Origin of the sequence: Pseudomonas sp. A2, assembly GCF_023100865.1 — a bacterium.
GTDB classification, from domain to species: Bacteria; Pseudomonadota; Gammaproteobacteria; order Pseudomonadales; family Pseudomonadaceae; genus Aquipseudomonas; species Aquipseudomonas asiatica.
On the sequence record NZ_CP039127.1, the window covers coordinates 3,662,580 to 3,687,536 of the forward strand.

At 58.1% G+C, this 24,957-nt stretch carries 22 protein-coding genes; 20 read left to right on the plus strand and 2 right to left on the minus strand.

Going from position 1 to position 24,957, the window contains the following annotated elements:
* Positions 1-5 precede the first annotated feature (5 nt).
* The 15 genes from icmH (at position 6) to E5221_RS16930 (ending at position 18,473) form a co-directional block, all read left to right on the plus strand.
* Positions 6-809: a type IVB secretion system protein IcmH/DotU gene (gene icmH / locus E5221_RS16860; RefSeq protein ID WP_247846031.1), complete on the plus strand. Its 804-nt coding sequence runs from the start codon at positions 6-8 to the stop codon at positions 807-809.
* Positions 810-1,051: 242 nt separating this feature from the next.
* Positions 1,052-3,787: a type VI secretion system Vgr family protein gene (tssI, locus tag E5221_RS16865; protein WP_247846032.1), complete on the plus strand. Its 2,736-nt coding sequence runs from the start codon at positions 1,052-1,054 to the stop codon at positions 3,785-3,787.
* A gap of 4 nt (positions 3,788-3,791) precedes the next feature.
* Complete coding sequence (locus E5221_RS16870) at positions 3,792-8,477, plus strand: RHS repeat-associated core domain-containing protein (protein WP_247846033.1); 4,686 nt, start codon at positions 3,792-3,794, stop codon at positions 8,475-8,477.
* A 918-nt stretch (positions 8,478-9,395) separates the two neighbouring features.
* Complete coding sequence (locus E5221_RS16875; RefSeq protein WP_015270782.1) at positions 9,396-9,722, plus strand: hypothetical protein; 327 nt, start codon at positions 9,396-9,398, stop codon at positions 9,720-9,722.
* Positions 9,723-9,934: 212 nt separating this feature from the next.
* On the plus strand, positions 9,935-10,450 hold the full coding sequence (locus E5221_RS16880; protein ID WP_247846034.1) for an Imm15 family immunity protein: 516 nt from the start codon (positions 9,935-9,937) through the stop codon (positions 10,448-10,450).
* Between the two features lie 45 nt (positions 10,451-10,495).
* Positions 10,496-11,137, plus strand: a complete 642-nt coding sequence (locus E5221_RS16885) for a hypothetical protein (protein WP_144050976.1) — start codon at positions 10,496-10,498, stop codon at positions 11,135-11,137.
* 121 nt (positions 11,138-11,258) lie between these two features.
* Entirely contained in the window at positions 11,259-11,705 is a 447-nt protein-coding gene (locus E5221_RS16890; RefSeq protein WP_247846036.1) for a hypothetical protein, read from the plus strand.
* A 139-nt stretch (positions 11,706-11,844) separates the two neighbouring features.
* Positions 11,845-12,195: a hypothetical protein gene (locus E5221_RS16895; protein ID WP_137188577.1), complete on the plus strand. Its 351-nt coding sequence runs from the start codon at positions 11,845-11,847 to the stop codon at positions 12,193-12,195.
* Between the two features lie 261 nt (positions 12,196-12,456).
* Entirely contained in the window at positions 12,457-12,819 is a 363-nt protein-coding gene (locus tag E5221_RS16900) for a hypothetical protein (RefSeq protein WP_247846038.1), read from the plus strand.
* A 331-nt stretch (positions 12,820-13,150) separates the two neighbouring features.
* A complete protein-coding gene (locus tag E5221_RS16905; protein ID WP_247846039.1) occupies positions 13,151-13,510 on the plus strand; it encodes a hypothetical protein in 360 nt (119 codons plus the stop codon).
* A gap of 175 nt (positions 13,511-13,685) precedes the next feature.
* Positions 13,686-14,048, plus strand: a complete 363-nt coding sequence (locus E5221_RS16910; RefSeq protein ID WP_191472521.1) for a hypothetical protein — start codon at positions 13,686-13,688, stop codon at positions 14,046-14,048.
* Positions 14,049-14,239: 191 nt separating this feature from the next.
* Positions 14,240-14,677, plus strand: a complete 438-nt coding sequence (locus E5221_RS16915; protein ID WP_247846040.1) for a hypothetical protein — start codon at positions 14,240-14,242, stop codon at positions 14,675-14,677.
* Positions 14,678-15,796: 1,119 nt separating this feature from the next.
* Complete coding sequence (mrdA, locus tag E5221_RS16920) at positions 15,797-17,692, plus strand: penicillin-binding protein 2 (RefSeq protein WP_247846041.1); 1,896 nt, start codon at positions 15,797-15,799, stop codon at positions 17,690-17,692.
* Positions 17,693-17,872: 180 nt separating this feature from the next.
* Positions 17,873-18,256 (plus strand): hypothetical protein, encoded by a 384-nt coding sequence (locus E5221_RS16925; RefSeq protein ID WP_247846042.1) that lies wholly within the window; start codon positions 17,873-17,875, stop codon positions 18,254-18,256.
* Entirely contained in the window at positions 18,231-18,473 is a 243-nt protein-coding gene (locus tag E5221_RS16930; protein WP_052261066.1) for a hypothetical protein, read from the plus strand. The genes E5221_RS16925 and E5221_RS16930 overlap by 26 nt, the downstream gene beginning before the upstream one ends.
* Positions 18,474-18,567: 94 nt before the next feature.
* Here the strand turns inward: E5221_RS16930 and E5221_RS16935 are convergent, their stop codons facing one another.
* Positions 18,568-19,194, minus strand: coding sequence for a glutathione S-transferase (locus tag E5221_RS16935; RefSeq protein WP_061305479.1), 627 nt, complete (start codon positions 19,192-19,194; stop codon positions 18,568-18,570).
* A 171-nt stretch (positions 19,195-19,365) separates the two neighbouring features.
* Between E5221_RS16935 and E5221_RS16940 the strand changes: the two genes are divergently transcribed.
* Complete coding sequence (locus E5221_RS16940; RefSeq protein ID WP_003260922.1) at positions 19,366-19,683, plus strand: DUF2388 domain-containing protein; 318 nt, start codon at positions 19,366-19,368, stop codon at positions 19,681-19,683.
* Between the two features lie 65 nt (positions 19,684-19,748).
* Here the strand turns inward: E5221_RS16940 and glcC are convergent, their stop codons facing one another.
* Complete coding sequence (gene glcC, locus E5221_RS16945) at positions 19,749-20,513, minus strand: transcriptional regulator GlcC (RefSeq protein WP_061551702.1); 765 nt, start codon at positions 20,511-20,513, stop codon at positions 19,749-19,751.
* 195 nt (positions 20,514-20,708) lie between these two features.
* On the opposite strand from glcC, the gene glcD reads away from it, so the two are divergent.
* Genes glcD through E5221_RS16965 form a run of 4 tightly spaced genes read left to right on the plus strand, consistent with a single transcriptional unit; the run spans position 20,709 to position 24,896 of the window.
* The gene (gene glcD, locus E5221_RS16950) at positions 20,709-22,208 is read left to right on the plus strand and encodes a glycolate oxidase subunit GlcD (protein WP_054572628.1); all 1,500 of its coding nucleotides are present in this window, start codon (positions 20,709-20,711) and stop codon (positions 22,206-22,208) included.
* Positions 22,208-23,260 (plus strand): glycolate oxidase subunit GlcE, encoded by a 1,053-nt coding sequence (gene glcE, locus E5221_RS16955; protein ID WP_247846044.1) that lies wholly within the window; start codon positions 22,208-22,210, stop codon positions 23,258-23,260. The genes glcD and glcE overlap by 1 nt, the downstream gene beginning before the upstream one ends.
* Before the next feature lie 9 nt (positions 23,261-23,269).
* Positions 23,270-24,505 (plus strand): glycolate oxidase subunit GlcF, encoded by a 1,236-nt coding sequence (glcF, locus tag E5221_RS16960; protein ID WP_054572626.1) that lies wholly within the window; start codon positions 23,270-23,272, stop codon positions 24,503-24,505.
* Entirely contained in the window at positions 24,498-24,896 is a 399-nt protein-coding gene (locus tag E5221_RS16965; protein WP_003260918.1) for a heme-binding protein, read from the plus strand. The genes glcF and E5221_RS16965 overlap by 8 nt, the downstream gene beginning before the upstream one ends.
* Positions 24,897-24,957: the final 61 nt, after the last annotated feature.

The following is a 24,957-nucleotide window of genomic DNA, read 5'->3' on the forward strand; positions in this document are numbered from 1 at the left end:
CGAGCATGAACAACGCGCCCGAGAAAGACTTCGAGAACACCCGGGTAGACGCCCGCACCGCTCCCCCACTCAGCGAACTGTTCCCTCATGTCGACGCGCTGGGGTTCGACACCCGCTCGAACACCACATTCCCCCTCTTCGACATCGCCTCTCCCCTGTTCGGCCTGGTCATCCGCCTGGAAGGCACCGAACACTATGACCACGTCGAGCAGTTGCATGCCCACGTCAAGAACATGATCCACGGCATGGTCGAGCAGGTACGCCAGCTTGAACACTGTGACGAAGGCGACCGCGTGGTGTTTTCCTACTGCTTGTGTTGCGTGGTCGATGAAGCCGTGATGACTACGTCCTGGGGGCGCGACTCGTCCTGGAAGGCCCAATCCTTGCTCAGCGCCATCCATCAGGAAACCTGGGGCGGCGAGAAATTCTTCAGCGTGCTCGAACGCTTGCTGGAAGCCCCCGAACAGCGCTACGACCTGTTTGTGTTCCTGTTCTGGTGCCTGGCACTGGGCTACCGCGGCAAGTACGCCAACCAGACCAATGGCGATGAGCAACTGGCCGCCTGGCTCAAGCGGGTCCATGACCGGATCGTTGAACTGCATGGCCCCGAAGCCGAATCGCAACCCCTGACCGACCCGCTGGCCAATGTCGCGCCCCGGCATTACCGCATGAGCCGCCAACTGCCCTGGTGGACGCCCTGGGCCGTGATGGGCGTGTTCTGCACAGGCCTGTATTTCTACTTCGCCACCAAACTTGACAGCATTACCCAGCAAGTATTTGCATCACTGCAGGCGATGCTGCAGCCATGAACTCGACAACCTCGAACTGACATGACGCAACAGTCACTGTGCCGATGGGCGCAGCAAGTAAAACTTTGCCCGAAACAAGATAGATCCTGCATTTAGCGAAACTTCCTACAAGTTTGTAGGAAGCAACTTTCACGACCAGGAACGGATTCCTCATTACGGTCGTGAGCACAACTAATGCCTCGCGTCCTATGACGCGTCCGGTTTCATGAACCTGCCCGATGGGACGAACCGCAGGAGTACGCATGAGCAACCTGAATGATGTGCGCTTTACCTTCAGCACCCCAGCCGACGAAGCCATTCAGTTTGATGTCGTGTCATTCGAGCTGACCGAAGGCGTCAGCCAGTTGTATCGCCTGGAAGTCGAACTGGTGAGTTTCGCCGACGATGCCGACTTCGCCACCCTGCTCGACCACCCCGCGCTGCTGACCATCTGGCAGCAGGAGCAACCGGTGCGTCACGTGCATGGCCTGATCAGCAGCTTCGAACAGGGCAAGACCGGCCACCGCCGCACCCGCTACCGCGCCATTGTCGAACCGCAGCTGGCCCGCGCCGGCCTGCAGTCGGACTGGCGCATCTTCCAGCACCGCCCCGTGCCGCAGTTGCTCGAAGAACTGTTCCGCGAGCGCCGATGGGGAACGCTGACCCAGTACCTGGTCAACCCGCACCAGACGCGTGAGTTCTGCGTACAGGCCGGTGATCTGGACCTGAATTTCTTCTGGCGGCTATCGGCAGAAGAAGGCCTGATCTCGGTCTTCGAGCACAGCCAAGGCAGCCATGGCGTGGTCCAGGCGGACCAGATCAGCCAGTTCGGCAGCCTGGAAGGCGACCCGGTGTTGTACGTGGCCAACCGGGGTGGCATGGCGCGCCAGCCCTGCCTGCATGACTTCCGCTATCGCGAGCAGGTACGCACCAGTATCCAGGTCCAGCGCGACTACACCTTCACCCACCCGCGCTACAACCTGGAACACACCCTGTACCCCAGGGACATGGGCAACCAGGGCAACGAGTACGAGCGCTACGACTACCCCGGCCGCTACAAGCACGACAACGCCGGCAAGCCGTTTACCCAGACCCGTATCAACGCCTTGTTCGGCGATGCCCGGGTGGCCCAGGTCAAAGGCGACGACGCGCGCCTGCAGCCGGGCATTGCCTTCCAGCTGGCCGGCCATGCCCGTGAGGACCTGAACATCCTCTGGCGGCCGATGCAGATCACGCACAAGGGGCAGCAGTTCACAGCGCTGGAAGAGGATGCTGCCGACGCCGAAGTCGGCACCTCCTACACCCTCACCGCCACCTTGATTCCAGCCCGGGTCGAATGGCATGCCCCTGCGTGCCCCAAGCCCGTGATCGACGGCCCGCAGATGGCCAAGGTGGTCGGCCCGCCCGGCGAGGAAATCTACTGCGACGAGCACGGCCGCGTGCGCGTGCAGTTCCCCTGGGACCGCCTGGGCCAGGACGACGACAAGAGCTCGTGCTGGGTGCGGGTGACCCAGGCCTGGGCCGGTGCCACCTGGGGCCATATGGCCATACCCCGCATTGGCCAGGAAGTGGTGGTCAGTTTCCTCGACGGCGACCCTGACCAACCGATGATCACCGGGCGTAGCTACCACATCGTCAACCGCCCGCCGTATCGCCTGCCCGAGTTCAAGGCGTTGAGTCCGATCCGCAGCAAGGAGCACCAAGGCAAGCGGCATAACGAACTACGCCTGGACGACACCACCGGGCAGATCAGCGCGGCGCTGATGAGTGACCACGACCACACCGCGCTGCACCTGGGTTACCTGACCCATCCGCGTCACTTCGGTGGCCAGCCCCGTGGGCAAGGTTTCGAGCTGCGCACCGATACCCACGGGGTGATCCGCGCAGGCGGCGGGCTGCTGCTGACCACCGAGCTGCGCGCCCGCGCCGTCCAGCACCACACCGACCTGGCCGAAACCGCCGAACGCCTGCAGACCGCACAGCAGTACCACACCACCTTCGCCAGGGTCGCCCGCGACCACCTGGCCCAGGAAGGTGGCGATCAGGATGAGGTCGGTGAAGCGCTCAAGGCACAGCACGACGCCATCTGCGGCTACGGTGGCAACCCTGAAGCCAACCGGTTTCCGGAACTGGCCGACCCGCAGCTGGTGCTCGCCAGCCCGACCGGCATTGCGACCACCACCCCGGAATCCACCCATATCGCCAGCGGCGAACATCTGGGCCTGAGCACGGGTGGCCACACCAGCCTGGCCATCGGCAAGCGCCTGCTGATCAGTGCCAGCCGAGGGGTACGCCAGTTCGTCCAGAGCATGGGCTGGCGACTGGTCGCGGCCACCGGCGACATCGACCTGAAGGCGCTCAAGGACAACATCAACCTGCTGGCCAAGCTCAAGGTCAGCGTCACCGCCGAACGCATCACCCTCAGCGCCAAGGAAGAACTGGTCATCCAGGGGGGCGGCAGCAGTACCACCTACACCGCAGGGGGAATCCTGCATGCCACCGCTGGCCAGTACACCGCGCACGCGACCGGCTTCTTCTACAAAAGTGCACAAAGCCAGACGGCCACGTTCCCGGACGCTCCCAAAACCGACAAAGGCAACCTCGACCTTTTCCGCAACTATGCCAACAACCGCCCCTTGAAAGGCTCCGGGTACCAGGTAGAGGACGCGCTGGGCCAGGTCCTCAAAGGCACGCTGGACGAACAAGGCTTTGCGGCGGTAGCAGCTGTAAGCCCGGGCCCCACTGCCGTTGATTTCGAGAAAGACCCAGCCGACCCATGGGTAGCCGGCAGCTACTTCGGCAACCTGAGTAAGGACTTTTCAGGCCCGGCTGCAGCGCTGACGCTACCTTCCGCCCTGCAAGGCACCGAAAACCTCGCGAAGCATGCGGCACAAGCGTTCAAGGCCCCGCTCGACGCCATCGCCCCCTCGGCACCTCCCCCTTCCCGGCTTGGCACTGCCAGTGCCTTGGCTACCTCACTCATCCGGGAAGGGAATTGAAACGATGACCCCACAAGAAAAGAAAGAAATCGAAGAACGCGAAATCGCACTGGTCCCGTTGAACAACCTGGTCGCTCAGGATATCGCCCAGGGTGAAGCCACGGTAAACGCCTGGCTGCTGGAACTCAGCGGCAACACCATCGACCTGGCCACCGTCAAGGCCTGGGCCGGTGCAGTGCCGGTGGTGGGCAACATCGTCGCCTTGTTCGACGCCTTGGGCGACATCATCCATCTGGTCAAGACCGGCTCGAATGACCCGCTGGACTGGGTAAGCCTGGGCATCAACCTGATCGGCGTAGTACCCGTCCCGCCGACCATGGCAGCCGCACGGATGACGTTGCGCCCGGTGCTGTTCCTGGCCCGACAGCAACTGAAAAAAAACAAAGGTGACTTTGCCCAAGCCGTCATGAACATCATGGTCGGCCACCTCAGTGCCACGCTGATGGGCGAAATCGAAACCTTCGTCGAGCGGGCCGAAACCGAACTGCCTGGCATCTTGAACAATGCCGCCAACACCGGCTTCCAGACACTCAACAGCCTGGCGGATGCCATCGAGCGCATCGCCAAGGGCGAGATCGACACTACCCAGCAGCGCAAGGCGATCATCAACAGCGCAAAGGCAATCTACGCCCCCATCGAAGAACCGTCCCTCTGGGACCTGCTGACCCGGGCCGAAGCGGTCATCAGCGCCACCGCTGGTGCGGTTCAGTACGGTGCGACCGAGGGGTACAAAGCTGCAGCGGGCAACACTGGCTGGGTCTTGAAGCTCGTCCAGCCACACACCAATGTGCTCAGGGGCCTGGCCCAGCTGATCCGGCAGATGCTGACCGCCCTGGCCAACCCGGCCACGCAAAACAGCATTGCCTGGCTCCTCGCCCAGCTCAACGCAGGCCTGCGCAAGCGCAAACCCGCGCGCCGGGTATCGGCCAATACCCCGGCGCACGGCTCGGGTGTGGCAAAGGACAAGGGCACCGAAAGCCGCGTGGAAGCCACCCGCAACGAGGCCCGACCTAAAAACGACCCACGCTGCGACCTGAACGGCACCTGCCCCGGCACCAGCAAGAGCATCAGCTATGCACGCGGTACCGAAACCCTGGTGCATGTCGACTTCAACCTGCCAGGCGTGTTTCCTGTCGCCTGGGCACGCACCTACCGTTCCAGCCTGGACGCCTACGATGACAGCGAGTTCGGTGCCCGCTGGATCACGCCATTCTCGATGCGCTTCGATGTGGTTGACGAGGGTGTGCTGTACCACGCCGACGATGGCCGCACCCACAGCTACGCCCTGCCCAAGGTTGGCAAGCCGCATTACGACCCGGTAGAGAAGACGGTACTCATCCGGGTCGACGAAAACCACCTGAGCCTGGCACACGGCCACCAGCGCCAGGAACACTACCAGCGCGTCGGCGATCACTTCCGCCTGGTCGGCATCATCCGGCGCGGCGGCGCGCGCATCGCGCTGCATTACGAGCACCAGCATGCCGGCAAGGCAGTGCTCTCCGACCTGGTCACCTACCAGGATGAAGACCAGCACCAGCATGTGCATACCCAGCTCGATGAACATGGGCGCATCAAGGCACTCTGGCTGATGCGGGACGGCCGGCAAACCCGACAGCTGGCCAGCTACGACCATGACGACCAGGGCGACCTTCGCGCGGCACGCGATGAACACGGGGCGCAGTGGACCTACCAGTACCAGCACCACCTGGTCACGCGCTACACCGACCGCACCGGGCGGGGTACCAGCCTTGAATGGCAGGGCGAAGGCCCGGACGCGAAAGCCGTGCGCGAATGGGCGGATGACGGCAGCTTCGACACGCGCCTGAAATGGAACAAGCATATCCGCCTGACCACCGTCACAGATGCGCTTGGCCAGGAAACCCGCCACTACTACGACTACCTCGGCTACACCTACCGCATCATCTACCCGGACAGCAACGAAGAGTGGCTGTTCCGCGACGATGCCAAGAACGTCATCCAGCATGTGCACACCGACGGCAGTATCGACCGCTATGTCTACGACGAGCGCAGCAACTTGCTGCAGCACACCCGCCCCGATGGCTCCGCGGTGCACCACGCCTATGACGACCTCGACCAGCGCTTCAAGACCTGCGACGCCGAGGGCGGCCTGTGGAAGTACGACTACGACCAGCGCGGCAACATCATCGAAACGCTCGACCCGCTGGAGAACAAGACCCAGTACACCTACAACAGCGATAACCTGCCCATCTCCATCATCGACGCCAACGGTGGCGAGAAGAAGCTCGGCTACACCCGCGAAGGCCAGCTGGCCAGCTACACCGATTGCTCGGGCAAGACCACGCTGTGGAAGTACGACGGGTTCGGGCAACTGAGCAAGGCGATCAACGCAGCGGGGGAAACCACCGAGTATCAGTACCAGGCCGGTCAACTGACCCGCCTGGTATACCCCGACAAGACCCAGGACCGCTTCGAACACGATGCCGAAGGCCGCCTGCTCAGCTATACCGACGCGTTGAACCGTCGTACCGCCTGGGCCTACAACGAGGCCGGCCTGATTCGCCAACGCCACAACCCCGACGACAGCACCCTAACCTACCACTGGAACAAGCTCGGCCAGTTGCTGCGCCTGCGCAACGAGAACAACAGCGAGGCCAGCTTCAAGTACGACCCGGCCGGGCGATTGATCATGGAGACCGGCTTCGACAAGCAGGTCACCGATTACCTCTACGATCAAAGCAGCAACCAGCCCACCCGCCGCATCGATGGCGACCGCATCACCCGCTTCGAATACGACGCCATGGGCCGCCTGGTGAAAAGCCATGCAGGCCAGCGCGGTGGCAAGGAGTGGGAAAGCGAAACCTTCGCCTACGACGGCAACGGCAACCTGCTACTTGCCGAGAACGAGGCCTGCAAGCTGCAGTGGTTCTACGACCTGGCGGGCAACAACACCCGCGAGCACCAGCACTTCAAGTACATGAAGGAAGCGAAGGTCGCTGTCTTCAAGCATGAGTACGACGCCCTCAACCTGCGCATCGCGACCACCCGCCCTGATGGCCACCGGGTCAGTTGGCTCACCTATGGCAGCGGCCACTTGCTCAGCCTCAAGCTCGACGAGCACGAACTGCTCAGCTACCAGCGCGACGACCTGCATCGGGAAATTGGCCGCGAGCAAGGCAACGGCCTGGTTCAACGCCAGACCTGGACCCCGAATGGCCAGTTGCAGCAGCAGACCCTGGCCCGACGCGGCGCCACCCGGCGCATCGCGGTGCGCGACTACGAGTACGACCTCAGCGGCCAGCTAACCCGAGTGGATGACCTGAACCGTGGTGACACCTATTACCGTTACGACCCGGTCGGCCGCCTGCTGGAAGCGGGCGATTTCGACAAGAAAGAGCTCTTCGCCTTCGACCCGGCGAGCAACCTGCTCGACCCACAAGCCCCGCCCGGCCCCAACCCACACTCACCCCGGCGGATCAACGACAACGTACTGCGCAGCTACTGCGGCACGCAATACCGCTATGACGAACGCGGCAACCTGGCGGAGCGCACCACGGGCAGCAAGAAAGGCCACTTTGACTGGGACCTCTACAACCGCCTGCGGCGGTACGAGGATGACCGACTGATTGTCACCTTTGCCTACGACGCGCTCGGGCGGCGGTTGTACAAGCACTCACGCGCCAAGTACCGCGACCGACCGCAGGCCGGCCCGGTGTGGAACCAGAATGCCCGGCGGCAGCGGGATGAAGAGTTGGGTTGTGGGTACACCTGGTATGTGTGGGAAGGCGACACGCTGGCATTCGAGTGCCGGGACCGGGAAGGCAAAGGCCACACCACTCACTATGTGTTCGAGCCCGGGACCTTTGTGCCGGTGGCACAGGCGGTGTCCAACCATGTCGTCGAGTTGTTGCGCCAGCCGGTGTATGTGTTCCCGTATGACATCGACAAGGATCCGGTGTGGCTGCATAAGCCGATGCCGAAAGCGTTTGATGCAATGGCTTGGTACCAGTGCGATCAGCTAGGGACGCCGATGGAGTTGACCGGTGAAGATGGGGAGATTGCCTGGAGCGGGAGGTACAAGGCCTGGGGTTTGGCGGAGGAGCAGCGGAGTGACGGGGCGAAGTGGGCGGAGATTCGTAATCCGCTACGCTTTCAGGGGCAGTATTGGGATGTTGAGACGGGGCTGCATTATAACCGGTATCGGTATTACGCACCTGAAATTGGTCGTTTTATTGTTAGAGATCCCATTAGTTTTATTGGCGGACTAAACACTTACGCATATGCCTCAAACCCTATCGAATGGATAGATCCGTTTGGCTTGGCAGGCAACAGAGCAAACAGACGCGCTGGAGCTATACTTCAAGAGATTGATAGTAAAGGAGGAGGACACGCTAATTCTCGACACGGCGCAGGAACTACATTGGCTCAACAAGAGCATCGAGCGCTCACAGGCATACCACCTGATTGCCCCTGTATCAAAAACCCAAAACCGACAGACTCGACACGTTTCTTGAGCAACATTGATCAACTGGATGCAATACAACGCGGCAACGCCAAGATGAATTCTACTGGAAGCAACAGCACCATGCTAAATATGAATCGCATTATTGGCGAGGGTTACCGTGCGGGTGGCGGTAATCGTGAAGAGACCTCAAGAGCCGTCATAGTTCGCAAAAACAACCAACTACTAACAGCGTACCCAAAACTCTAATGAAAATCGCAAACATAAACTACATTCACTATTTGTATTATCCACTAATCTCGATGACAGACGAGGAAATTAGCAACTTCGAAATAAATAACAAGAAAGACAGGACTAGACTCTTTCAACTAATGAGTACACTATTGAAAACATTTGGACCAAATGCCGCTAAAAATATTTCAGATTGCCTCGAGCACGTAATCTCTATGCGGAGCTACGAAGATTACTGGCGAGATCTAATACCGCACGAAATACCTTTAGATGAAGTAGACAACAAGGAGGAATACATAAACGAGCTATTTTTTGCGCTTTTCCAGCGCACACCATCATTCCAAAAAGGTAGAAGCATAACGATCTCGCAACAAATACCACCTCAAGGCTTGAATACGAACGAATAGAGGCCTATCACTCGTTCATATAAACAATCACTAGCAGTTTGAAATTGCGGTCGCCATCGATGCGGCGGGTGGACTGGTTTGGCGGTGGAGCAGCGGAGTGACGGGGCGAAGTGGGCGGAGATTCGTAATCCGCTACGCTTTCAAGGGCAGTATTTTGATATTGGGACCGCGCTGCACTATGGGTAGACCCTCTAGGCCTTTCCGCTGTATCCGACCTACCAAAAATGAAAGGGCACAGTGTAGTCAAAGCCGGTTCAAAACTAACTCAAGCTAGCTTCTTGAGGACGAAAGATAATGGCATTAATGAGACCTGGAGACACCTTGACGGCTCGGAAGTTAGAATCCATAAATATGAAAACAAATGTCCATGCGCTTATGAATCTGGAAATAACGCACACATTCACAAAGAAGATCTTGGGGGCAACCAACTTAATGACCATGGGTTCACCTCCCCAGACCCGAATCAGCCCTATTTCGGCATATGCAACCCAGCAGACCTACCAATTGTACGAGGAAGGCCACACGGATCATGAGCTACGAATACAAACTTGTTTTTGAAGAACCTAAAACATTGCAGAATTTATTTGACAAACTGTTAGAGAGCGGAGCATGCACCAAAAGAAGCGATTACGAGATTCATATAAAAGACCCTAAATTCAACTCGATTGGCAGCTATGATGCGAGACTCCAAAAATGCGACGACACACGTGCATGGTTAGAGATTTTGTTCCCCACCCCCTATTTATATGGCTTATTTTCAACATTTTTGTCCGATGCGAAATTTAGGTGCCTTGAGGATGGAGACGAAGACGATGAAGTCTCGTTGAAACAGGCCTTTCGCGTAAGAAACATCTGATGAATACGTAGAGCGTTTCCTTTCAAAGCCGGGCGATTGATTATGGGAACCGGCTTCGACAAGCAGGTCACCGATCCTCTACGATCAAAGCAGCAACCAGCCCACCCATCGTATCGATGGCGACCGCATCACCCGCTTCGAATTCGACGCCATGGGTTGCCTGGTGAAAAGCCATGGCGACCAGTTAAACGATCACGGATGGAGCATTAAAAATGAACATACGAAAAACGTTTGATACTTTAGTAGAGAATGAGCCTTACATTGATCTCGATGTATTTCTGGATACTTACGAAACATTCGAAGAATTCCCACTGATCTCAAGATACATAAAACTAGTAAAGCTAGGGGCTGACTTAAAGGAAATCGAAGCCTCAAACATCCTTATAAGAACAGCATTCTTTGTACTCAACTCTGCATTACTACATATGCGAAACAAAGGCTACGACCTCAGGGAGCGCTTTCTGGCTATCTCCTACACGAACTTTGACTTTTCAAGCAGAACCGAACCTCCAATACCTAATTTTTTTGTTAACTCAAACTCCACAATGGATGACTTTTCAAATAAATTTAAGTCAAAACAAAAATCAGACGCATCATTGGAAACAAAATTGGTTCAAGGGCAGTTCGAGTCATGTGGACTTAGCCCGTTATTCACATTTTATGAAAGCCGTTTTTTTGATCCTACCTGCAATGAGGACATTGTCAGAGTTTATGCGATTCTAAATTAACACCTTAAACAGGCCTCACCTCACTTCGACGATGAAAACACCACCATGACAACTAAAAAAGAATTTGACATCGCTACAAATGTTTTTCTTGAAAATGAAATTTTCAATTTAAAAGCAGACCAAACACGCTCCAACATTGTATTGTCCGGGGCACTCTCACTCCATCATCTAACACCTCTAACGCTGGCTCACGCCACAGCAATGAAAAAACTTTACAAGCGGATAATTGAGACATGCCCCGCACACGAAGCTTGGTTGTTAGCAAGTAACGGAGGAATGGTGAAGTCCAACAAAATAATTGAATACTATGGACTTTGGAAAGGGTTGCAAAAAAACGGAGTCAGTATCCCATCGGGAATACGCTCCGAGGAGTTTCAATTACGCGAAGATGATAACGTCCAATTTTTTGGATCTGTACAAATCTTCAATCCTGACTTTTCTAAAATCGCACACATATTACAACTTAGACCAAAGTTCCACCTATTAATATCAGACAACAGAGAAACCATAAAAAATCTTCTTGAACGTGGATGGAAATACAATAGCCATAGGAACCCACTTGAATTATTGCCTACAAGCGAGAATAGCACAAATATTCTTATACTTCCTGTCGGAGAGTTTGATGACCCTGAAGGAGGTGCAATCGCCTTGGGCAACCCGGAACTCATAAATAAAATATTCAGTTAAATTCGCGAACAATCGAGTTGCCACCTAGATAAAGCTCACTGGTAGGCAGGAACGGGTAAGCACGAGCACCCACGTATTCAGCATGAAAAGGCAAAGCACTTTATGCAAAGGAGTGCCACCAATGAAAGTCGATAACTATAAAAAAGAATTGCTTTACAGAAAAGCACAGAAAAGTAAGCACCTAGATAAGTTCAGGTCAAAAATGGAGAACCTGATCTCAAACGCAAAAAATTGCACCACGCAACTAGATCTACAAGAAACTGACAAGTTGATCCGAGCAATCGGGGCAACACACTGGCCTTCATCTACCAATGAAGACTTCTCCTCCACCGCCGATTTCTTTAACCACATCAAAAATGAATTACTCCAACAAGAATGCTACATACTAATTGATGACGACTGGAGATATTGCGGAGCAATACTTACAAAAAACAATTGTGAATTAAATATAAAATACAGCTTTGACGAGAACCACAGTGATGAAATTAGATTTATCTCTGCTGATCTCTCCATCTTTGCCTCAATAGACTACATACATAACCACTACCCCCCCACTATGAGTATTTAATTAAACGGCGCTAAGGTAGATCAGTTGACGACACCGATAGAGGTCACACACGACTTTGAAGAAATTACCTGAGGCGGAAACTTCAGAAGCGAGCAACCATGATTGCATTCGAATTTACACGCACAGATGAATATTCAAAATGCACGTAGAACACAAACTAATCATTAAAAAATTGCACGATATCACCGACCTGCTTGCATCGGCGGACTATGAGTCATTATCAAACATGTGCAATGGAGTCAGACTCAATGCTGAAGAAATAGAACATGCCATTGAAGAATACGGAGAAACACTGATACCAGTACCCTGGAGCGAATTAACATCTGCAATTATTATAGAAATTATAAACTCAATACCTAAGGCATGGTCCGTCACCTGCCCTCTATGGTCTAAAGCCGAAGGCAAATCGGACCTTACGTTAGAGCTCACAATGATCGCTACTCCATCCGGAGAGTTGACCGTAGAGCTCGACAATATACATGTACTTTGACAAGCATCAAACGGCTTTGCTTCTCGCGATCGCCGGATAGTACTTAGAGAATACGAGATAGTACTGATCTTTAAAAACTCACACATTGGCTAATAAAGTTTGAAAAACAAGGCACATTACACCTACAACAGCGATAACCTGCCCATCGCTATCATCGATGCCAACGGTGGCTCACCTGATATGTGTGGGAAGGCGACACGCCGGCATTCGAAAACCTAGTACCTAAACAGGGCCCTCTAAAAATTATCAGAGAACCATAAAATGACGAAAGACCCACTAATTTGGGGCACCATCAAATCTGAAGCTCAACGGTATCAGACCTTCAATGAACACAATGAGCTTGTCCCGGACCTGCCAAGCCAAGAAATAGCCATACGACTTTTAACGACCCTGCGGCTCTTCTTTCTAGAGGAAGGCCTACTAACTAAAACCATACTCGACCAGGAAAACAAATTTATCGACACCGAACTTCGAATGAGTGACCTCACGCAAGAAGGGATAGAACTCATAAAGTCAAAAGTTTCTTCTTGGGTGAGTTCACAGAGCGCAAGAAAAAACCCGCCAGACTTAAGAGCACTGCAAAAACACTTGAAGGAAATTAGATCAAGAAATAATCCGACCTGACGGTGCAACCATCATGAATAGAGCTGAAATTCTTGCCACGCTAGAAAACAAATCATCCTCGTTGACCTGTACGGTGCCCAGACAGGTCTACCATTGATACTTCTAGATAAGGCAATGCAGATATTGGAACAAAACGCAATTTCTTTGCCAGCACTGACTAAGCAATACAAAGGATTGCTACGGCAACACTCTACTCTGCCAGAAGCAACTACCTCTACATCTTTATCTCCGAAATTGCAAGAGAGTTGTACATCCAAATCAACCGCTCAGAAATCTTACGAACGTGTCGACATCGAGATTAGATCAGACAAGGCTTACACGGAGCAATGAAATGCACACAGACTATCTAACAAACCCAGAAAGCTACAAGCAACTAGAAGAGTATTTTTTTGAAATTTTCAACAACGAACTTCAGAAGCGGCGCTCTATAGCCAAAGACTTTACGAGCCCTCATTACAGCGCTCATTTTGCCGACGGCACTCCATTCATGGATGCAAATCCGATATTTTCAGCAAAGAACACAAGAACAGGAAACATCTTGAGAGTTGTCATCACTGAAGATGTCAGCGAATACGCTATAAACCACAACTCAATTGACGATTTCGAAGAGCTTTGTTTGATCATGAAGATTTCAGATATCAGCCTAGCGCAGCAGGACATTTCTTCATGGATCGCCGATCAAAAAGAATGACGACCTCAAAAAATTAAAAACCTAACCAACGACAACTACACCGATATTTTTTTGCTCATTAAAAAATAACCTGAAGCACTCTCCAGCAAGTGCCAAATTCATCCTGACGGAGTAAATATTTTCAGCGATAGAAACCCAAAAAAAGCCTAGCGAGCGCATTAGGAGAAACTACGAAATGCCCATAACGAAGCCGAATGCTATTAAAATCATGGACACTCAGAACATGTGCATTGGTAGCGTTGAGAACCCTGCTATAGCCGAGAAAGTCATTTCCGGGACATTTCTCCCAACTCAGCACTATAAAAAATATGAAAAATATTTTTCCGACCTAGAACAGACTGCAAATAAACAATTGCTTACACACGCAGATCAATTAGAGCGACAAATACAAGCACTCGCATTCTACGCAGCAACCTTGAGCAACAGAAAAATCAGCATTAAAAACCTGCAAATAATGGAAAATCAAATAGTATTCACCATTACCTATACAGAGGACGCCGAAGCTATTCAATACGCTGAATTTTTCTTAGTTCGATGACCTAAGACCGCCGGCCTGAATGCTAATGAGGATGTATAGATTATCTGCAACGCGAATTATATGGCCTTAGGATTAGCGGAGGAGAAACCCGCGACCAAACGAAGTTGGCGGAGATCCAGTACTCGCGGCATTTTCGATATCAACGACAGCAATAGAACCATTACTGTTCACCCAGTCAGAAGCGAGTAACCATGATTGCATTCGAATTTACACGCATAGATGAGTCTCTTTTTGCAAACGAATTCGACCAAGGCGACATTTCCCTCATCTCAGAAAATCTCTGCATAACCTCAAAACTGAACCCCAAACATTCAAACATGATATACCTCTCAATCATATCATTGATTGACGGACTAACCAGGAACAATAAATATTTTGAGTTTATCGCGGCCGACTCTTCATTTCGCATCAAATTTAAACAGCAACGGGAGACAATCTTAATAAACCATGAGGGAATCTTAAAAATCAAGGTAAACCGCTTTGAACTTCTCAAGGCTCTTGAAGAAGGCGTAGAGCGTTTCCTTTCGAGTCCTAGAAACAGCATACCGATTTCCAGCGCAGTTTATTTAGACCTCTCAACAAGCAGAACACTACTTAACCAGAAAATAAATAATCACAGAAAGCTTTAGATCTGCTTCGTTCTATAAATTCAAAGCACAGCGACCACATCCAGCTTCGAGTCAGCTAGAGACATTTCTGGGCTTTTTATCCTGAGATAGGAGTGCAGATACCGCCCCCTAAATCGACCAAGAGAATTGAGCCATGCCCCCTAAAGTAAAATATTCAATCTCCGTATTTGACAAATATACTGAAAAATACATTGGAGAGTTCGAATTTATCAACCATATTGAGGTAAACGAACTACGCTCAATACTCAGAATAGGGGAAGACTCAGATCAACTCTACGATGAACACCCTATTGATTTGCAAGCTGCAAAAAAAATCGAAAAAAAGACGAATGGATTATTTGACCTTAGCAAGTTCGAGTACTTCCTTTCCTGTGAAAGAACGGACTAAGAATGAGCTTTCTTTGCGACGCAATAAGGCTATTTCAACGCCTAGAGCCAAGTACTCATAGTACGCTGCACTACATCATGCTGCCTGCCGGGGGCCTAGCTCACCGTCATGGACCATCACATGTATCGCTGATTCAGGAAGGCTCCTGATTACCAAGCCAACATCGCGGTAGATGGCACGGGCTGTGCCCGTGTTCGCGAGATCGCCCGCTCTCGTAGAACAACACATGACTTATTGGGTTTAGTGAGGTTCTGTAGGAGCAGCCTTGTGCTGCGAAGAGGCCGGTACAGACAATAGACAGGCTTTGTCAGTACCGGCCTCTTCGCAGCACAAGGCTGCTCCTACAAAGAGCGATATTTGTTCTCTGCGCGACAGCGCAGCCCAAAAGGGCTGGGCAATCTCCCACATTGCGCCCGACAGTTTCTCCCGCAGAGGCACGCACAAGCTTTCTAGCGCTTGACCAATACCTCCGTTCAATCACGTCCGGCTTTCAGCCAACCCCACCAACGCACTCCCGCCATGAACAAATCTTCATTTTGCTGGCGAGCGCCCTGATTGCGGGCGTGGCAGCCCTCTTCGCTTCTGCTGCCGCAGGCCTTCACCTTGAGGGGGCTCACTACCTTGCGTAGCATCACCGCCCCCCGGGGCCGCTGCGCAGCCCATTCGCGGGCACGCCCGCTCCCACAGCGCTCACACCTCACCCAGCCACACCATCAGCAGACAGAACCCCGATGCCGCAACCCATACCCCTCAAGGACCACGAAAAGGAAAAGCACCTGGTCAACCGCCGGCTTCTGGCCTGCGCCGCCCTGGTCTTCAGCCTGGTCGCCGTCCTGGTGGGCCGGCTCTATGTGCTGCAGGTGCTGCAACACGACCAGCAGACCGCCGTATCGGAAAACAACCGCGTGCACGTGCTGCCCATCGCCCCCGAGCGCGGGCTGATCTACGACCGCAACGGCGTGGTGCTGGCCGACAACAAGCCCAGCTTCGACCTGACCATGACCCGCGAGCGGGCCGGCGGCGACACGGCCAAGGTGCTCGATACCCTGGCCCAGGTGCTGAACCTGAGCGAGGATGACCGCAAGCAGTTCGACAAGGACCTGCGCCGTGGCCGCAAGCCGTTCGAGCCGGTGACGCTGATGGTCGGCCTGAGCGAAGAGCAGATAGCCCTGGTGGCGGTGAACCAGTTCCGCCTGCCAGGCCTGGAGGTGGAACCACAGTTCATCCGCGAGTACCCGCTGGCCGAGCATTTCGCCCACTCGGTGGGCTATGTGGGGCGCATCAACGAGAAAGAGGCCAAGACCCTCGACAGCACCGAGTACCGGGGCACCCAGTCGATCGGCAAGACCGGCATCGAGCACTTCTACGAAAGCCAGCTGCATGGCCACGTGGGCTACGAGGAGGTCGAGACCAACGCCCAGGGCCGAGTGATGCGCGTGCTCAACCACAAGGACCCGATCCCGGGCCAGGACATCGTCCTGACCCTGGACGCCCACCTGCAACTGGCCGCGGAAAAGGCCCTGGGCGACCGCCGCGGCTCGGTGGTGGTGCTCGACCCGGCCAATGGCGACGTGCTGGCGATGGTCAGCAACCCCAGCTTCGACCCCAACCTGTTCGTCAAGGGCATCAGCTTCAAACAATACGCCGCCCTGCGCGATTCCATCGACCGCCCGCTGTTCAACCGCGTGCTGCGCGGCCTGTATGCCCCCGGTTCGACGGTGAAGCCGGAGGTGGCCATCGCCGGCCTCGACAGCGGCGTGATCACCCCGGGCAGCCGGGTGTTCGACCCGGGCTACTACGAGCTGCCCAACTACGACCACAAGTACCGCAACTGGAACCGCAGCGGCGATGGCTGGGTGGATATGTACACCGCCATCATGCGTTCCAACGACACCTACTTCTATGACCTGGCGCACAAGCTGGGCATCGACCGCCTGCACGACTACATGGCCGAGTTCGGCCTGGGCCAGAAGGTGTCGCTGGACATGTTCGAGGAAGCGTCCGGGCTGATGCCGTCGGCCGAGTGGAAGCGCGCCACCCGGCGCCAGGCCTGGTTCCCGGGCGAGACGCTGATCCTGGGCATCGGCCAGGGCTACATGCAGGTCACCCCGCTGCAGCTGGCCCAGGCCACCAGCCTGCTGGCGAGCAAGGGCGTGTGGCACCGCCCGCACCTGGCCATGACCGTGGGCGGCGATACGCCGGTAGATCCCAACCCGATGCCCAATATCGTGCTGCACGACAGGCACGCCTGGGACCAGGTCAGCCAGGGCATGCAGATGGTCATGCACGACCCGCGCGGCATCGCCCGCGCTGCCGCAGCCGGTGCGCAATACCGGATTGCCGGCAAGAGCGGCACCGCGCAGGTGGTGGCGATCAAGCAGGGCGAACGCTACAACCGCGACAAGACCCTGGAGCGGCACCGCGACAACGCCCTGTTCGTAGGCTTTGCCCCGGCTGATCACCCGAGTGTCGTGGTGGCGGTTATGATCGAGAACGGCGAAGCCGGCGGGCGGGTGGCAGGGCCGGTTGTGCGGGAGGTGATGGATGCCTATCTGCTGGATGAGCAGGGGCATCTGAAGCCGCAGTATGCAGGTGGGGTAGTGCCTCGGAGCGTGCCGCATGCTTGAGACCGCTGGAAGCCGCTCTATGGCCTGTTCGGGCCTCTTCGCGGGCACGCCCGCTCCCACAGGTGCTGCGCCAACCTTGAAAGCGGCGCGATACCTGTGGGAGCGGGCGTGCCCGCGAAGAGGCCGACACAGACACCCAAATTGCTAGTTCCGGTCGCCTCCGCGATCGTCCCCAACGTCATGCTCAGCCCCATCGTCGGCGCCATGCCCTACACCGTGGGGCTCGCCCACATCGTGATTCGCCTCATGATTGGCTTCGTGGTTGGCCTCGTGGTCGGCACCATCATCTGCACCATTGCGTCCGCTGCCATCATGCCCACCACCATCGCCACTGTGCCCGCTGCCACTGCCGCCGTGGCCACCACCCGAGCCACCACCGCCGCTACCGCCACCTCCACCGCCATGGCCACCGCCGCCGCCACTACCACCGCCGCCACCATGGCCACCACCACTACCACCACCTCCGCCGCCATGGCCACCGCCACCACCACTACCGCCGCCGCCACCATCCTTCGCATACGCGCTGGAGGTACCGCCAATGGAGTCCGGCACCAACACGGCTGAAGCCGACAACACTGTACCGATAGCCAAAGCCAACAAGCATTTCCTGAGCATCATGATGCCTCCGCTTGGAGTAGCACCGGGTTGCACGACGCACCCTGTGATTTCCGGCCCCCCATGGGGCGACTTGCTAACCAGCGCGGCCTTCCATCTGCAGCGGTTGAACGAGATCCTTCAGGGCCTGCCGGCCAAATATTTCGGGATGTTTCTTGATTTTTGAGCGTAGCCACGCCGCTGCGCTTGTCACCGACCGGCCATCAGAATGGCTGGCTCGCCAAAGGCCCACTGCACCATGGCCCGGCGAGCCGGATTGCTCAGGATGCCGCGCGGGGCATCAGTTCATACGGGTGCTTCCACCCTGGCAACGCCTGGATTCGCGCTTTCCATGCCTCGATGTGGGTGAACTGCGCCAACGCAATGCCAGTGTCCTCCGGCATGAACACATACCCGGCCAGCGACAGGTCAGCGATCGTCAGCCGGCCACCGACCATGAACGGTGTCTTCGCCAGGTGCGCGTCGACGATACGGTAGGCCGCCATGGCACGTTCACGCAGGAACCGGGTCACATCCGTTTCACCGGTTTTCTTCAGGCAGAAAAGAAAACGCAGCGCCGCGTAGTAGCTGGTGAACTTATGGTTATCGAACAGCATCCAGCGCCAGATCTCGCGCTTTTCGTCTTCGTCGCTGGGGCCGAACTGCCCGGTTTTCTCCGCGAGGTAGTCGAGGATCAGCGCAGACTGGGTAAAGGATTTGCCGGCGTGTTCCAGCACCGGCACCTCGCCCTGTTCGTTCACGTCGTCGCGCCAGGCTTGTTCGCGAGTCTGGCCATTGAAGAAATCGACAAACACCGGCTGCCAGTCCTGGCCTGTGAGTTCAAGCATCAGGGCGGCCTTGTAGGCGTTACCGGATTCGGCGAAGCAATGCAGCTTGTAGTCGGGCATGGGGAGAACCTTCATCCATTGAATGATTGGGCCAGCAGCCCGAGCAGATCACGCCTGGCTCAACAGGGTCAATGCCTGTTTCCGATACGAAGGGAACTACCTCCCCACCTGCGCTTTCTTAATCACTGAGTGGTTCAATTACTTGGGCTTCACGCTACTGGAGAACACACCATGCGCCACCTACTCCTCGCCCCTGCGCTGCTGCTCCTGCTGCCTGCCGGTGCTGCCCTGGCTGACGTCGACGCAGGCGACGTCGCAACCTCGGCCGGTGTTTCCGCTTCGCTTTACTCGACCTTCAAGGACGACAAACGGATCATCCCGGCGCGTGACGAGCTTTCGGCCTACGTCGCCAGCGGTGGTGCAATCCGTGGCGCCTATGTGGAGTCGGCGCTGGAACAGGCCCGCAAGGACAACCCAGGCCTGCAGGCCAATGATGAAGAGCTGGCCCGGGCCCTCCTCTCGCAGGATGACCGCATAGCCGATCATTGATTGAGCTAATCCTGCACCGGCCTCTTCGCGGGCTTGCCCGCGAAGAGGCCGGCACAGGCATACATTCACCCCCAGCCATCCATGCGCATGGTAGCCCTTACCAGCCGCTGCTCTTCCTGCTCGATCTCCCGCAAACTGTCGCGGATCCCGTTGATATGCTCGCGCGCCGCGCGCTGCGCCTGCTCGGGCAACTGCTCCATCACCGCGTGATACAACCGCGCATGCTGGCGGTCGATCTGGCGCTTCTGCGCCGGCCGGCAATACAGGTTGTTGACCGAGGCGAACACCGTGCTCAAGGTCAGGTCACTGAGCGATTGCAAGGTATGCACCAGCACCGGGTTGTGCGAAGCCTCGCTGATCGCCCGGTGAAAGGCATGGTCGCGGCGGGCATGTTCACGGGCATCGATCGCTTCGGGGGCTTCGTGCGCAGCCAGCATCTCTTCATAGCGCCGGCGGATCAGCAAACGGTCGACCTCGGTTGCCCGCAGTGCCGCCAGGCGCGCCGATTCGGCTTCCAGCAACGCCCGCACTTCCAGCAGGTCGAACAGCGTACGCGGCTGCGAGCCGAACAGGTGCATCAACGGCGTGGCGCCCGCATGGCCCGTCAGGTCGGCAACGAACGAGCCCCGCCCCTGCTCGGTGTCGATGATGCCGCGCCCGCGCAGGATGCGCAGGCCCTCACGCAGCGCCGAGCGCGAGCAGCCCAGCTTGTCCACCAGGCGCCGCTCCGACGGCAGGGCCTGGCCCACCTTGAGCACGCCGTCGACGATCAACCGCTCGACCCGTTCGGCAACCTGGTCGGCGACCTTGGCCTTGCCTTCAGTACCCACTGCGTACCCTCCTGCTGGTAGGACCACTTCGATCACCTGCTTCAATCTAGCCGGGCAAAGCCGTCAATAACCAGTACCCGTCGCAAAAACTGGTAGGACCAGTTCACCCCGTGCTCGACCGCGGCGGCTGCCACGCGCAGGCTGCAAGGGTGAACGCTTTGCCAACAACAACAAAAACCGTTGCCGAGTGAGCCGATGAATATCCTTTACGACGAACGCGTCGATGGCGCGCTGCCCGACGTGGATCGGGCGGCGCTGCTGCAAGCGCTGCGCGCTGCCCTGCCGGACCTCGAGATCCTGCACCGCGAGGAAGACCTCAAGCCCTATGAATGCGACGGCCTCTCAGCCTACCGCACGGTGCCGCTGCTGGTGGTGCTGCCCGAGCGCCTGGAGCAGGTGCAGGCGCTGCTCAGGCTTTGCCACCAGCGTGGCGTGCCGGTGGTGGCACGCGGCGCCGGTACCGGCCTGTCGGGTGGCGCCCTGCCACTGGCCAAAGGCATCCTGCTGGTGATGGCGCGGTTCAACCGCATTCTCGAAGTCAACCCGCAGGGCCGCTTCGCCCGTGTGCAGCCCGGCGTGCGCAACCTGGCCATCTCCCAGGCGGCCGCGCCCCACGGCCTGTACTATGCGCCGGACCCGTCCTCGCAGATTGCCTGCTCCATCGGCGGCAATGTCGCCGAGAACGCCGGTGGCGTGCACTGCCTCAAGTACGGCCTGACCGTGCACAACCTGCTCAAGGTGGAAATCCTCACGGTCGAGGGCGAACGCCTGACCCTCGGCAGCGATGCCCTGGACAGCCCCGGTTTCGACCTGCTGGCACTGTTCACCGGCTCTGAAGGCATGCTCGGCATCGTCACCGAAGTTACCGTCAAGCTACTGCCCAAGCCCCAGGTGGCGCGAGTGCTGCTGGCCAGCTTCGACAGCGTCGAGGACGCCGGCCGGGCAGTGGCCGAGATCATCGCTGCCGGGATCATCCCCGGCGGCCTGGAGATGATGGACAACCTGGCGATCCGCGCAGCGGAGGACTTCATCCACGCCGGCTACCCGGTTGACGCTGCGGCCATCCTGCTGTGCGAACTGGATGGCGTCGAAGCCGATGTGCACGATGACTGCGAACGGGTCGCCGCCGTGCTGGCCCAGGCCGGTGCGCGTGATGTGCGACTGGCCTGCGATGAGGCCGAGCGCGTGCGCTTCTGGGCCGGGCGCAAGAACGCCTTCCCGGCGGTGGGGCGTATCTCCCCGGACTACTACTGCATGGACGGCACCATCCCGCGCCGCGAACTGCCACGGGTGCTCAAGGGCATCAGCGACCTGTCCGCCGAATACGGCCTGCGCGTGGCCAACGTGTTCCATGCCGGCGACGGTAACATGCACCCGCTGATCCTGTTCGATGCCAACCTGCCAGGCGAGCTGGAACGTGCCGAAGCCATCGGCGGCAAGATCCTCGAGCTGTGCGTGGCCGTAGGCGGCAGCATCACCGGCGAACACGGCGTGGGGCGCGAGAAGATCAACCAGATGTGCGCACAGTTCAACAGCGACGAAATCACCCTGTTCCATGCGATCAAGGCTGCCTTCGACCCGCAAGGCCTGCTCAACCCCGGCAAGAACATCCCCACCCTGCACCGCTGCGCCGAATTCGGCGCCATGCACGTGCACCATGGGCAATTGCCCTTCCCCGAACTGGAGCGTTTCTGATGAGCATGGACCGCGACATCAGCCAGGCCCTGCTGGAGCAGGTCAACCAGGCGCTGAGCCAGGCCACGCCGCTGCGTATCCAGGGTGGCAACAGCAAGGCCATGCTCGGCTGCCCGGTGACCGGCGAGGTGCTGGACACCCGCAGCCACCGCGGCATCGTCAGCTACGACCCGACCGAACTGGTGCTCACCGCCCGCGCCGGCACGCCGCTGCGCGAGATCGAGGCGGCACTGCACGAAGCTGGCCAGATGCTGCCCTGCGAACCACCGCACCTGGGCCCCGACGCCACCCTGGGTGGCATGGTCGCGGCCGGGCTGTCCGGTCCCAGGCGGCCGTGGGCCGGGTCGGTGCGCGACTATGTGCTGGGCACACGGGTAATCACCGGCCACGGCAAGCTGTTGCGCTTTGGTGGCGAAGTGATGAAGAACGTTGCCGGCTACGACGTGTCGCGGCTGATGGCGGGCAGCTTCGGCTGCCTCGGGCTGCTGACCGAGGTGTCGCTGAAAGTGCTGCCACGCCCGCGCCAGTGCCTCAGCCTGCGCCTGCCGATGGGCCGCCACCAGGCGCTGGCGGAGCTGGCTGAATGGGGCCAGCAGCCGCTGCCGATCAGCGCGGCCTGCCATGACGGTGACGCGCTGTACCTGCGCCTGGAAGGCGGCGAAGGCTCGGTGCAGTCGGCACGCCAGCGCCTGGGCGGCGAGGCACTGGACAGCAGCTTCTGGAGCGACCTGCGCGAGCAGCGCCTGGCGTTCTTTACTGGCCCCGCGCCGCTGTGGCGCTTGTCCGTGCCCAACACCACCGGCGAGCTGGACCTGCCCGGCCAGCAGCTGATCGACTGGGGTGGCGCGCAGCGTTGGCTCAAGTCCACGGCACCGGCGCAGCACATCCGCGAGCAGGTCGCCAAGGTCGGTGGCCACGCCACCTGCCATGTCCCTGGCGCTGCCAGCAGCCCACCGCTGCCCGCCGCGCTGATGCGCTACCACCGAGCGCTCAAGCAGCAACTCGACCCCCAGGGTGTGTTCAACCCTGGCCGCCTGTACCCGGACCTGTGAGGCCAGACCATGCAAACCAACTTGAGCGAAACCGCCCGGCACCTGGCCCGCGCCGACGAGGCCGAAAGCATCCTGCGCTCCTGCGTGCACTGTGGCTTCTGTACCGCCACGTGCCCCACCTACCAGCTGCTGGGCGATGAACTGGACGGCCCACGCGGGCGCATCTACCTGATCAAGCAGATGCTCGAAGGCGCGCCGATCACCGCCAGTACCCAACTGCACCTGGATCGCTGCCTGACCTGCCGCAACTGTGAAACCACCTGCCCGTCCGGGGTGAAGTACCACGACCTGCTGGACATTGGCCGCGCCGTGGTCGAACAGCAGGTGCCACGCCCGCTCGGCCAGCGCCTGCTGCGCCAGGGCCTGCGTGCAGTGGTGCCACGCCCGGCGCTGTTCAAGGCCCTGACCCGAAGCGGCCAGGCCCTGCGCCCACTGCTACCGGCCACGCTCAAGCGCAAGCTGCCGGCGCGGGTCACCGCCCCCGGCCAACGCCCCGCACCGCGCCATGCGCGGCGGGTGCTGATGCTGGAAGGCTGCGTGCAACCGGCCCTGTCGCCCAACACCAACGCAGCCGCCGCACGCCTGCTGGACCGCCTGGGCATCAGCGTGGTGCCAATCCGGCAGGCCGGCTGCTGTGGCGCGGTGGACTACCACCTCAATGCCCAGGAACAAGGCCTGCAACGGGCGCGGCGCAATATCGATGCCTGGTGGCCTGCCATCGAAGCCGGCGCCGAGGCCATCGTGCAAACCGCCAGCGGCTGCGGCGCGTTCGTGCGCGATTACGGCCACCTGTTGGAAAAGGACCCGCGCTACGCCGCCAAGGCCGCACGGGTCAGCGCCCTGTCCCGCGACCTGGTGGAGGTGCTGCGCGACGAGCCGGTCGAGCAACTGGGCGTGTGCGTCGAACAGCGCCTGGCCTTCCATTGCCCATGCACCCTGCAGCACGCGCTGAAGCTGGGGGGGGCGGTGGAGGCATTGCTGACACGCCTTGGCTTCACCTTGACCCCGGTACCGGACGGCCACCTGTGCTGCGGCTCGGCCGGCACCTATTCGCTGACTCAACCCGAGCTGTCGCTACAACTGCGCGACAACCGCCTCAACGCCCTTGAAAGCGGCAAACCGCAAGTCATCGCCACCGCCAACATCGGCTGCCAGGCCCACCTCGACGGGGCCGGGCGCACACCGGTGCGGCACTGGATCGAAATCGTCGAAGCAGCCTTGAACCCGGAGAACCACCATGCATAGCAAGTCCGTGATCGGCCAGGCCGAAGTCGCCAAAGTGCTGACCGCCGCCCGCCAGGAAGCCCAGGCACAACAATGGAACGTGACCATTGCCGTGGTCGACGACGGCGGCCACCCGCTGGCCCTGGAGCGCCTGGACGGCTGCGCGCCGGCCAGCGCCTACATCGCGATGGAAAAGGCCCGCACTGCCGCGCTGGGGCGCAAGGAGACGCGGGATTACGAGGAAATGGTCAATGGTGGCCGTACCGCTTTCGTTACCGCGCCGCTGCTGACCAGCCTGGAAGGTGGCGTACCGCTGCGAGTGGATGGCCAGGTGGTGGGGGCGATCGGCGTGTCCGGGGTCAAGGCCGAGCAGGATGCCCAGGTGGCCAAGGCCGGGGCGGCTGCCCTCTGAATCCTGTGCCGGCCTCTTCGCGGGTAAACCCGCTCCCACAGGTGCTGCACAGGCCTCAGGC

Excerpts from the sequence above, each read along its gene's own strand:
- icmH (WP_247846031.1), top strand. The coding sequence starts at position 6 with ATGAACAACGCGCCCGAGAAAGACTTCGAGAACACCCGGGTAGACGCC.
- tssI (WP_247846032.1), top strand. The coding sequence starts at position 1,052 with ATGAGCAACCTGAATGATGTGCGCTTTACCTTCAGCACCCCAGCCGAC.
- E5221_RS16870 (WP_247846033.1), top strand. The coding sequence starts at position 3,792 with ATGACCCCACAAGAAAAGAAAGAAATCGAAGAACGCGAAATCGCACTG.
- E5221_RS16875 (WP_015270782.1), top strand. The coding sequence starts at position 9,396 with ATGAGCTACGAATACAAACTTGTTTTTGAAGAACCTAAAACATTGCAG.
- E5221_RS16880 (WP_247846034.1), top strand. The coding sequence starts at position 9,935 with ATGAACATACGAAAAACGTTTGATACTTTAGTAGAGAATGAGCCTTAC.
- E5221_RS16885 (WP_144050976.1), top strand. The coding sequence starts at position 10,496 with ATGACAACTAAAAAAGAATTTGACATCGCTACAAATGTTTTTCTTGAA.
- E5221_RS16890 (WP_247846036.1), top strand. The coding sequence starts at position 11,259 with ATGAAAGTCGATAACTATAAAAAAGAATTGCTTTACAGAAAAGCACAG.
- E5221_RS16895 (WP_137188577.1), top strand. The coding sequence starts at position 11,845 with ATGCACGTAGAACACAAACTAATCATTAAAAAATTGCACGATATCACC.
- E5221_RS16900 (WP_247846038.1), top strand. The coding sequence starts at position 12,457 with ATGACGAAAGACCCACTAATTTGGGGCACCATCAAATCTGAAGCTCAA.
- E5221_RS16905 (WP_247846039.1), top strand. The coding sequence starts at position 13,151 with ATGCACACAGACTATCTAACAAACCCAGAAAGCTACAAGCAACTAGAA.
- E5221_RS16910 (WP_191472521.1), top strand. The coding sequence starts at position 13,686 with ATGCCCATAACGAAGCCGAATGCTATTAAAATCATGGACACTCAGAAC.
- E5221_RS16915 (WP_247846040.1), top strand. The coding sequence starts at position 14,240 with ATGATTGCATTCGAATTTACACGCATAGATGAGTCTCTTTTTGCAAAC.
- mrdA (WP_247846041.1), top strand. The coding sequence starts at position 15,797 with ATGCCGCAACCCATACCCCTCAAGGACCACGAAAAGGAAAAGCACCTG.
- E5221_RS16925 (WP_247846042.1), top strand. The coding sequence starts at position 17,873 with ATGCTCAGCCCCATCGTCGGCGCCATGCCCTACACCGTGGGGCTCGCC.
- E5221_RS16930 (WP_052261066.1), top strand. The coding sequence starts at position 18,231 with ATGGAGTCCGGCACCAACACGGCTGAAGCCGACAACACTGTACCGATA.
- E5221_RS16935 (WP_061305479.1), bottom strand. The coding sequence starts at position 19,194 with ATGCCCGACTACAAGCTGCATTGCTTCGCCGAATCCGGTAACGCCTAC.
- E5221_RS16940 (WP_003260922.1), top strand. The coding sequence starts at position 19,366 with ATGCGCCACCTACTCCTCGCCCCTGCGCTGCTGCTCCTGCTGCCTGCC.
- glcD (WP_054572628.1), top strand. The coding sequence starts at position 20,709 with ATGAATATCCTTTACGACGAACGCGTCGATGGCGCGCTGCCCGACGTG.
- glcE (WP_247846044.1), top strand. The coding sequence starts at position 22,208 with ATGAGCATGGACCGCGACATCAGCCAGGCCCTGCTGGAGCAGGTCAAC.
- glcF (WP_054572626.1), top strand. The coding sequence starts at position 23,270 with ATGCAAACCAACTTGAGCGAAACCGCCCGGCACCTGGCCCGCGCCGAC.
- E5221_RS16965 (WP_003260918.1), top strand. The coding sequence starts at position 24,498 with ATGCATAGCAAGTCCGTGATCGGCCAGGCCGAAGTCGCCAAAGTGCTG.